At 70.3% G+C, this 2,840-nt stretch carries 3 protein-coding genes and 1 pseudogene; all 4 read left to right on the forward strand.

Going from position 1 to position 2,840, the window contains the following annotated elements:
- Positions 1-389: SDR family oxidoreductase (locus G6021_RS04435; protein ID WP_182640744.1), on the forward strand; the 389-nt coding region annotated here is incomplete at its 5' end.
- 115 nt (positions 390-504) lie between these two features.
- Positions 505-1,452, forward strand: coding sequence for an enoyl-CoA hydratase (locus G6021_RS04440; protein WP_182610694.1), 948 nt, complete (start codon positions 505-507; stop codon positions 1,450-1,452).
- Positions 1,453-1,456: 4 nt separating this feature from the next.
- On the forward strand, positions 1,457-2,626 hold the full coding sequence (locus G6021_RS04445) for an acyl-CoA dehydrogenase family protein (protein ID WP_182640745.1): 1,170 nt from the start codon (positions 1,457-1,459) through the stop codon (positions 2,624-2,626).
- A gap of 16 nt (positions 2,627-2,642) precedes the next feature.
- A pseudogene (locus G6021_RS04450) lies at positions 2,643-2,840 on the forward strand (acyl-CoA dehydrogenase); the annotation flags it as partial.

Below are 2,840 nucleotides of genomic sequence, written 5' to 3' on the forward strand. Positions count from 1 at the left end.
CGGCGCTGCCGCATGTGCGCGCGGTGGGCGGCACCGTCGTCGTCGTCACCACCGCCGCCACCACCCGCTACCCGGTCCGGGACGGCCTGTCCGCGGTCCCCAAGGGCGCGGTCGAGCAGCTGGTGCGGGGCCTGGCGGCGGAGGAGGGCCGGTTCGGGGTCCGTGTGAACTGCGTGGGCCCGGGGATGCTCACCGACGGGATGGCCGAGAGGCTCATCTCCTCCGGCGACCTCGACGACCGCGCACTCGAGGTCACCCGCCGCAACATCCCGCTGCGACGGTTCGGGACCGCGGTGGACGTCGCCGAGGCCGTGGCGTTCCTCGCCTCCGACCGGGCGGGCTTCATCTCCGGCCAGAAACTCGACGTCGACGGTGGTTACGGCGTCTGAACGGCGGAGGCGACGGCGTCTGGACGACGGTGGTGACGGCGTATGAATCCGATCCGGCGAGCGGGTCCGGTACAGTACCAACCAAGCACTTGCTAGGTAAGGAGATCCCCAGCTCATGACCGACGCACCGATCCCCCCGGTCCTCGGGGTCGACGACCTCGGGCCGGACACCCAGCCCGTCGCCTACGAGGTCACCGACGGCACCGCGTACGTCACCCTCAACCGACCGGACTTCCGCAACGCGCAGAACTCGGTGATGACGTACTCGCTGGACAACGCCTTCATCAGGGCCGTGGAGGACGACACGGTCAAGGTGATCGTCCTGCGGGCCAACGGCAAGCACTTCTCGGCCGGCCACGACATCGGCACCACCGAGCGCGACCACCACGTGGAGTACCCCAACCGCGCCTCGATCTGGTGGGACCACACCACCCGCGGCGGCGGCGACCGGCGGCTGGCCCGCGAGACCGAGGTCTACGTCCAGATGTGTCGCCGCTGGCGCGAGATCCCCAAGCCGATGATCGCCCAGGTGCACGGCGCGTGCATCGCCGGCGGCCTGATGCTGGCGTGGATCTGCGACTTCATCGTGGCCTCCGACGACGCGTTCTTCTCCGACCCGGTGGTCAAGATGGGGATCCCCGGTGTCGAGTACTTCGCCCACGCCTTCGTCCTGGGCCCCCGCCGTGCCAAGGAGATCCTCTACACCGGTCGCAGATTCGGTGCGGCCGAGGCGCTGGACTGGGGCATGCTCAACCACGTCGTGCCGCGCGAGGAGCTGCAGGCGAAGGTCGACGAGATCGCCGGTGAGATCGCCGCGATGCCCGCCTTCGGCCTGACCCTGGCCAAGAAGGTCATCAATTCGAACGAGGACCAGATGGGCCTGCAGACCTCGCTGGACACGGCGTTCGGCTGGCACATGTTCGCCCACTCGGCCAACGCGGAGCCCGACGACACCGACTCGTTCTCCGCCTCCCTCGGCGGGATGGACGCGCGCTCGATGCGCGACAGCGCCAACACGGGCTCGACCGGCGGCCCCGCCCCGACCGGCGAGCAGAAGGGCTGACGCCGTGGATCTGGATCTGGACGCCTCGACACGGGAGTTCCGCCTCGAGGTGCGCGACTGGCTCGCCGCGAACGTGCCGTCCGAGCCGCTCCCACACATGGACACCCGCGAGGGCTTCGAGGCCCACCGCGAGTGGGAGCGAAAGATGGCCGACGCCCGCATGTCGGTCGTGTCGTGGCCCGAGGAGTTCGGCGGCCGCGACTGCGGACTGGTCAACTGGGTGGTCTTCGAGGAGGAGTACTTCCGCGCGGGCGCACCCCTGCGGGTGAGCCAGAACGGCATCTTCCTGCTCGCACCGACCCTGTTCGATCACGCGACCCCCGAGCAGTTGGCGCACATCATGCCGCGCATGGCCCGCGCCGACGACATCTGGGCGCAGGCCTGGTCCGAGCCGGAGGCGGGGTCCGACCTGGCCTCGCTGCGCTCGACGGCTACGCGTGTGGACGGCGGCTGGGTGCTCAGCGGCCAGAAGGTGTGGTCCACCCGCGCCTCGTTCGCCGACAAGGGTTTCGGGTTGTTCCGCACCGACCCGGACGAGCCCCGCCACAAGGGCCTGACCTACTTCATGTTCGACCTGCGGGCCGAGGGCGTCACCGTGCGTCCGATCGACCAGCTCGACGGCCTGCCCGGCTTCGCGGAGCTGTTCCTCGAGGACGTCTTCGTCGCGGATGATCCCGCCGACCCCGCCTCCTCCGGCGTGATCGGGGAGGTCAACCAGGGCTGGAAGGTGGCGATGTCCACCGCCAACAACGAGCGCGGCCTCTCCCTGCGCTCGCCCGGCCGGTTTCTCGCCACCACCGACCGACTGCTCGAGCTGTGGGGCTCCCACCGGGCGGACCTCGACGACCGCACCCGCGGCGCCCTCGCCGACCGGGTGGTCGACGCGTGGATCGGCTCGCGCGCCTACGAGCTGAGCACCTGGAACACGGTCACCACGCTCACCGGCGGCGCCAACCTGGGCTTCGAGTCCTCGATCAACAAGGTCTTCTGGTCGGACTGGGACATCGCCACCCACGAGACCGCCCTGGACCTGCTCGGCACGGCCGGCGAACTCGCCGGGGAGCAGTGGATGGACGGATACCTGTTCGCCCTCGCCGGGCCGATCTACGCCGGCACCAACGAGGTACAGAAGAACATCATCGCCGAGCGCCTCCTCGGCCTTCCGCGCGGCTGACGGGACACGGAGCACCATGAGATTCGCACTCGACCCCGAGATCACCGACTTCGCGGCGAGCATCGACTCGCTGCTGACACGGTCCGACATGCCGTCGGTCATCCGCGCCTGGAGCGCGGGTGACACCGGCCCCGGCACCGCCGTGTGGGGCAGGGTCGCCGAGACCGGCGCCGCGGCCCTGCTCATCGACGAGGACGCCGGCGGGGCCGGGGCC

Origin of the sequence: Dietzia sp. CW19 (assembly GCF_014145265.1) — a bacterium.
In the GTDB taxonomy this organism is placed as follows: domain Bacteria; phylum Actinomycetota; class Actinomycetes; order Mycobacteriales; family Mycobacteriaceae; genus Dietzia; species Dietzia natronolimnaea.

What these genes read in the sequence shown, in the direction of transcription:
- G6021_RS04440 (WP_182610694.1), top strand. Translation starts at nt 505, where the DNA reads ATGACCGACGCACCGATCCCCCCGGTCCTCGGGGTCGACGACCTCGGG.